The sequence below is a fragment of the Kordia sp. genome (assembly GCF_050633145.1).
Lineage (GTDB): Bacteria > Bacteroidota > Bacteroidia > Flavobacteriales > Flavobacteriaceae > Kordia.
Window position 1 is genome coordinate 36,619 of record NZ_JBOEFY010000059.1, and the last position, 6,560, is coordinate 43,178.

A 6,560-nucleotide genomic window follows, 5' to 3' on the forward strand; every position below is an offset into this window, starting at 1 on the left:
CATATATTTAAATGGTGTTTTGAATTGTATTTTTTTGAGTAAATTCACAAAGAGAAAATAAATAGTGTAACGAAAACCATTTTTTTTGGTCTGATGCACATAATTACTTTTTACACATAGTTTATATGAAAAAGAAAAAAATAAGCTTAAATAATCCGTGGTTTGTCACATTGATTTCTACCATGATTGGTATCATTTCAGGATTGTACATCACCAGTTATTTTGAAAATAACAGATTGCTCGATGCGAAAGAAAACGCATTGAAACAGGTAGAAAGTGAGTTAAAAGAGAATTATAGCTTACTGAAAGATTTTAATGAGAAACTAATCGAAAAATATGAGCCAGTTGGTATAGTATTATCAAATTTGGACAAAAAAATGAATCTTGTCATTCATAAAGATTCACTGAAAAGTTTTCAATTAAATACAAGTACAGTCTTTAAATATGATTCTTTCACTGCTGTAGATGAAACTCAGATTCAATTACACGGCGATTTTAATTTCAATATAGAAGCTGGCTTGATGGGGAAAAAACTATCTAGTATTGTTTGGAATTCTTATAAGCAAACTAATTATCTATCGATCACTAATTTTAAATGTTTAACTGCTATTGAAGCATTTTATGAATTACAAGAAGAAGTGAATGAAAGAACCATCATTTGGAAAAACGAATTATACCAAGCAGGTTTCACGGCAAATAAACGAGCTATAGAAAAATTTAAGAACGCATGGAGAATGCTTCTTTTACAACAAAAGTTATTGTTAGATTATTATGAATATATTGATGACATACTTGCCAATTGTAAATAGATTTTAGCATATTTGCGTAACCGATATAGCCAACTAAAGTAAATGTCAGCCGAAAATAAACATTGTCCAAACTGTAAGTATCTACTAACACGCTATCATAACTATTGCCCAAACTGTGGTCAAAAGGTAGATGATAAGCTGAGTATGCGTGTATTGTTTCATAATACAGTAATGAATTACTTTTCGGTAGATGCACGTTTTTTTAGAAGTTTTATTCCTTTACTTATGCGTCCAGGCTATTTGGCAAAGAAATTTGTGTCGGGAAAACGGTTACTATATTTGCATCCTGCACAATTTTACTTATTTGCTTCTATTGTGTTTTTCTTTATCTTCTCTATTTCTACCCGAGCTATGCAGCAAGATGTTGAAGCAGAGTTGAAAGCTACTTTTGGAAAAACAAAACGATTTCAGGATTCTATAAAAAATGTATTAGAGGTAGATTTATTAAAAACAGAAGGAAAAGATAGTCTGGCGATTCAAAAGTTGACCTATTTTCTCAAAAATGGTGAAATGCAACCTCACGACAGTATCCGTAACGATTCTACAAGAGCATCTAAAAAAGGGCGAAGAAGAAGTGGAAACATTCAAGGGTCAATTTTTGGCATTGATTTTAATACCGAAAAACTCGATTCATTGTACGCTTCTGGCGCAAGTATGGATGAAAAATTGAAAGCATTAGGGCATAAAGAATCTGATGGATGGTTTTCTAAGTTTTTTGGAAAACAGCTTATAAAGTTTCGAGAAAAAATGGGAGATGGAATTTTAAAAGCTTTTATGGATACCATTCCAATTTCAATGTTTTTCCTAATTCCAATTTTTGCGCTATTGCTAAAACTATTTTACAGAAAACGTGGACGATTTGCGCATCACATGGTCTTTAGTTTCTACTATTTTGCTTTTATATTTTTAGCTTCAAGTATTATTATTGTTACAAATTATATTATAAATATTCCCGATTGGATAGATCTTACATTAATTCTGTCTATGCTAATTTATTTAATGATAAGTTTGAAACATTTTTATGAACAAGGGTATATACTAACGTTTTTCAAGACAACTATATTAACGTTTATTTACCTCATATTCGTTATACCATTGACATTTGTAATCCTTTCTGCAGTGACATTTTTTATGTACTAAAATCGTTTGTAACGTTCTCTAATAATGTTTATAAGTTCTTTATGAAACTCAAAGATTGCCGAAATACTACTTGTGTTTTCTTCAAAAACTAATGAGAAAACGGTGTGAATTGTATATGTTTTTTCAGAATTAACTCCTTCTGTGGTAGGTTCAAAAGCAGTGTTTTTAATCAATTTATCAAGTGTATGTCTTTGTAGTAATTTTTCAATTTCTCTTTTTAAGTATATGTCTTTGCATTGTACTTTAAAGTTGTGTTTTTTGAATAAGACGAGTTTTGTAAAATGACTAATTGTGGTAAGTTCAAACTTAGGAACGTTCTTTAAATCATTGAAGCCAATCTTAAAATCTGCCGTAACTGAATTCCCAAAATCATACAGAATATCAATCATACAATCTTGATAAGGAATTTTTAGATAGTATTTGACAACATAAATAGATTCACCCATTTTAGCGCCACCAACCTTAAAATCTTTTATTGTGAGTTTACCATTGTATTGATCGCAAATTCGTTGTAATTCTTTTTCAGGATCCATGTTATGTGTGACGTATCAATGATAGAAACGTTACAACTTCTCCTTTAAATACTTCCCTGTAAACGAGTTTTTATTCTTTGCAATTTCTTCAGGTGTTCCTGAAGCGACAAGTGTTCCACCATTTTTTCCACCGCCAGGACCTAAATCAATAATATGATCGGCACATTTAATCAATTCAATATTATGTTCTACCACAATGATCGAATGTCCTTTCTCAATCAAAGCATCAAAAGAAGTTAACAGCTTTTTAATATCATGAAAATGCAAACCTGTGGTTGGTTCATCAAAAATAAACAGCGCTTTTTCTTTTGTGTTTCCTTTCACCAAGAAAGAAGCCAGTTTAATACGTTGCGCTTCTCCACCTGAAAGGGTAGAAGAGCTTTGTCCTAATGTTACATAGCCTAAACCAACATCTTGCAAAGGTTTTAACTTACGATATATTTTTTTCTGCTCGTGCTTTGTAAAGAATTCCATTGCATCGTCAAGCGTCATGGTTAAAATATCATCGATATTCTTTCCTTCATACGTAACTTCTAAGACTTCCTTTTTAAAGCGTTTTCCGCCACATGTTTCACATTCCAAATGCACATCTGCCATAAACTGCATTTCAATGGTTACTTGTCCTTCACCTTTGCAGGTTTCACAACGTCCACCATCAACATTAAACGAAAAATGCTTAGTTTTATAGTTTCTAATTTGTGATAACTTCTGACTTGCATACAAGGCTCTAATATCGTCATAGGCTTTAATATACGTCACAGGATTGGAACGTGAAGAACGTCCAATTGGATTCTGATCAACAAATTCAATATGTTTTACGGTACTATATTTTCCGTCTAATTTGGTAAACTGACCAGGTTTTTCACCATAACCGCCAGTTTCTTTCAACATAGAAGGATATAATATCTTCTTTACTAACGAACTTTTTCCACTTCCAGAAACACCAGTAACAACCGTAAGCATGTTCAACGGAAAAGTAACGTCAATATTTTTTAAATTATTCTCACGAGCACCAATAATATCAATATACTGATTGGAAGTCCTACGTTGCTGAGGTACTTCAATTTCAATGGATTTGTTGAGATATCTTGCTGTGAGCGAATCAGCTTTTAAAATGGCTTCATAATCCCCAAAAGCTACTACATGTCCACCATGTGTTCCTGCTTCAGGACCTATATCAATAATTTCATCTGCCGCACGCATAATGTCTTCGTCGTGCTCTACAACAATCACGGTATTTCCTAAATCGCGTAATGACAATAATACTTCTATCAAACGTTCACTATCTTTTGGATGCAATCCAATACTAGGTTCATCTAAAATATACATAGAACCAACCAAACTACTTCCTAATGAAGTTGCTAAGTTAATTCGTTGCGATTCTCCACCAGAAAGTGAATTCGATTTACGATTCAGTGTCAAATAATCCAATCCGACATTGGTTAAGAACTGCAAACGATTTTTAATTTCTTTCAATAAACGTTTGGCAATTTGCTCATCGTTTTCATTGAGTTGTAATTCATCAAAAAATACAATCAATTCATTTAATGGCAATACCACCAAATCAGTAATCGTTTTTCCGCCAACTTTTACATGATTGGTTTCTGGGCGTAAACGTTTCCCTTCACACACAGCACATTTAGTTTTTCCGCGGTAACGAGAAAGCATGACACGATTCTGAATTTTATAACTTTTTTCTTCTAGGAAAGTGAAGAATTGATGCAATCCTTCAAAATATTCATTCCCATCCCAAACAAGTTTCTTTTGTGCTTCAGTAAGCTCAAACCATGGTTTATGAATTGGAAAATCAAATTGATAGGCATTATTTACCAATTGATCTCTGTACCAACTCATGCTTTCACCACGCCATGGAAAAATAGCGTTATCATATACAGAAAGTCCCGTGTTTGGAACCACTAAATCAGCGTCAATTCCTATAACATCTCCATAACCTTCACATTTTGGGCATGCACCATACGGATTGTTAAAACTGAATAAATGCACATTTGGTTCAAGGAACTTCATGCCGTCTAGTTCAAATTTATTGCTAAAATGAACTGACTTTTTATCGTTAACGGTTTCAATATAGCATTCACCTTTCCCTTCAAAAAAGGCAGTTTGTACGGCATCCGCTAAACGATTGTAAAAATCTTCATCATGAGAAACGACAATACGATCAATGACAAGTGAGAAATCTTCTGTAAAATCCTCATTAATTTCATCAATACGTAAAACCTCGTTATTCTTCTTAATTCTCGCATATCCTTGTTGTGCCAATACTTTAATGGTATGAAACGCACTTCTACCTTCTGGTACAGTAACAGGAGCTAATAACAATAATTTGCTACGCTCATCAAAAGTCTTTATATAATTGATAACATCAGTTACGGTATGTTTTTTAACTTCTTTTCCAGAAATAGGAGAGATGGTACGTCCAATACGTGCATACAATAACTTTAAATAGTCATAAATTTCGGTGGTTGTTCCTACTGACGAGCGCGGATTGGTAGAGTTTACCTTTTGCTCAATGGCAATGGCAGGAGCAATTCCTTTAATATAATCTACTTTGGGTTTGTGTAAACGTCCCAAAAACTGTCGCGCATACGAAGACAGGCTTTCTACATAGCGTCGTTGTCCTTCTGCATATAAGGTATCAAAAGCCAAACTTGATTTCCCTGAACCCGAAAGTCCAGTAATCACAACCAATTTATTGCGTGGAATTACCACATCAATATTTTTAAGGTTGTGCAGTTTTGCACCTTTTATGATGATATTTTCTTTTGGATTTACAGTAGCGAGATCTTGTGTCATTGGAAAAAAAATAATTGCAAAGATACTGCTTTTCATTGCCGAAATAAAATCATTTTGAAGTAAAACATCTTTAAGAAATATTGTTTTTTGTTTAAGTAATTCTTTAAAAATGACCGTTTGAGCGCAATAAACTCATTGAAAATGTTAAAATATTGGGTTTTATTTGCATTTTTTTAACGAATGTTGTTATATTTGGGAATCATTAATCAAATTCTACAAAAAATCTGCGTATAGCATAAAAATACTTTTTTAAGAAAATCGGAAAAAATTATCAGCCTCGATAATTATTATATAAAAAAGTTAGTGTTATGGGACAGATCCTGCAAGATTCAGTATTGGTATCTAATTACATCAAAGGTGACGAATGTGCTTTAGGCGTATTAATTGAACGTCACAAACAGCGTATATACAGCTTTATATACTCTAAAGTATTAGATAGAGATATCACAGAAGACATTTTTCAAGACACTTTTATCAAGGTGATTAGAACATTGAAAAAAGGAAATTACAACGAAGAAGGAAAGTTTTTACCTTGGGTAATGCGTATTTCGCACAACTTGGTTATTGATCACTTTAGAAAAAATAACAGAATGCCAAAGTATGACAACAGTGGTGATTTTAATATTTTTTCTGTGTTGAGTGATAATGACTTAAATGCGGAAAGCAGAATCATTAAAAATCAAGTAGAAACTGATGTTCGTCGTTTGGTAGATGAACTGCCAGCCGATCAAAAAGAGGTGTTGTTGATGCGTATGTATCAAGACTTGAGTTTTAAAGAAATCTCAGAGAAAACAGGTGTTAGTATCAATACAGCTTTGGGTAGAATGCGTTATGCACTTATCAACCTAAGAAAAGTGATTGAAAAACATAACATAGTTTTAACAAATTAATACAATAAAAAATAAATACCTGCGTTGTTATTTTAAATATAAAACCAACGTATGGCAAAAAATTACACTAAAAGTTCACCTGAAATGAAAAAAATGCTTCCTAAAAAGGAAACAATTAACTTCTTGCTGAACTATTCGAAAGCTTTAAGTGTTATTAATTACAAAAGGATGAAGTTTGAAACGCTTCTCAACTAAACTTTGGAAAAAAGACTCGTTAGCTGCGAGTCTTTTTCGCTTTTAAATAGTCATCAATAACCGTTTTTCTACCAATAGTTTTGGTAATAATATCTTTTTCTAAGTCCCAACCACGCGCAGGAGAATATTCTCTCCCATACCATATAATTTGTAAATGTAAATCGTTCCACTTTTCTTTTGGG

The 6,560-nt window shown here is 32.6% G+C and carries 5 protein-coding genes and 1 pseudogene; 3 read left to right on the plus strand and 3 right to left on the minus strand.

Features of this window, described 5'->3' with window-relative positions; translation table 11 throughout:
• Positions 1 to 125 precede the first annotated feature (125 nt).
• Positions 126 to 809 (plus strand): hypothetical protein, encoded by a 684-nt coding sequence (locus tag ACRBBL_RS22725; protein ID WP_431371392.1) that lies wholly within the window; start codon positions 126 to 128, stop codon positions 807 to 809.
• A gap of 42 nt (positions 810 to 851) precedes the next feature.
• Positions 852 to 1,949, plus strand: a complete 1,098-nt coding sequence (locus tag ACRBBL_RS22730; RefSeq protein WP_431371393.1) for a DUF3667 domain-containing protein — start codon at positions 852 to 854, stop codon at positions 1,947 to 1,949.
• On the opposite strand, the gene ACRBBL_RS22735 is transcribed toward ACRBBL_RS22730, so the two are convergent.
• Complete coding sequence (locus ACRBBL_RS22735) at positions 1,946 to 2,482, minus strand: hypothetical protein (RefSeq protein WP_431371394.1); 537 nt, start codon at positions 2,480 to 2,482, stop codon at positions 1,946 to 1,948. The genes ACRBBL_RS22730 and ACRBBL_RS22735 overlap by 4 nt on opposite strands.
• Before the next feature lie 30 nt (positions 2,483 to 2,512).
• Entirely contained in the window at positions 2,513 to 5,293 is a 2,781-nt protein-coding gene (gene uvrA / locus ACRBBL_RS22740; RefSeq protein WP_431371395.1) for an excinuclease ABC subunit UvrA, read from the minus strand.
• Between the two features lie 308 nt (positions 5,294 to 5,601).
• Here uvrA and ACRBBL_RS22745 point away from each other — a divergent pair, with 308 nt between their 5' ends.
• Positions 5,602 to 6,183: an RNA polymerase sigma factor gene (locus ACRBBL_RS22745; RefSeq protein WP_431371396.1), complete on the plus strand. Its 582-nt coding sequence runs from the start codon at positions 5,602 to 5,604 to the stop codon at positions 6,181 to 6,183.
• Between the two features lie 214 nt (positions 6,184 to 6,397).
• On the opposite strand, the pseudogene ACRBBL_RS22750 reads toward ACRBBL_RS22745, so the two are convergent.
• Positions 6,398 to 6,560: pseudogene (locus ACRBBL_RS22750) on the minus strand (endonuclease III); the annotation flags it as partial.

Bases quoted from the DNA above. Each gene is read 5' to 3' on its own strand.
- ACRBBL_RS22725 (WP_431371392.1), top strand. From the start codon at position 126: ATGAAAAAGAAAAAAATAAGCTTAAATAATCCGTGGTTTGTCACATTG.
- ACRBBL_RS22730 (WP_431371393.1), top strand. From the start codon at position 852: ATGTCAGCCGAAAATAAACATTGTCCAAACTGTAAGTATCTACTAACA.
- ACRBBL_RS22735 (WP_431371394.1), bottom strand. From the start codon at position 2,482: ATGGATCCTGAAAAAGAATTACAACGAATTTGCGATCAATACAATGGT.
- uvrA (WP_431371395.1), bottom strand. From the start codon at position 5,293: ATGACACAAGATCTCGCTACTGTAAATCCAAAAGAAAATATCATCATA.
- ACRBBL_RS22745 (WP_431371396.1), top strand. From the start codon at position 5,602: ATGGGACAGATCCTGCAAGATTCAGTATTGGTATCTAATTACATCAAA.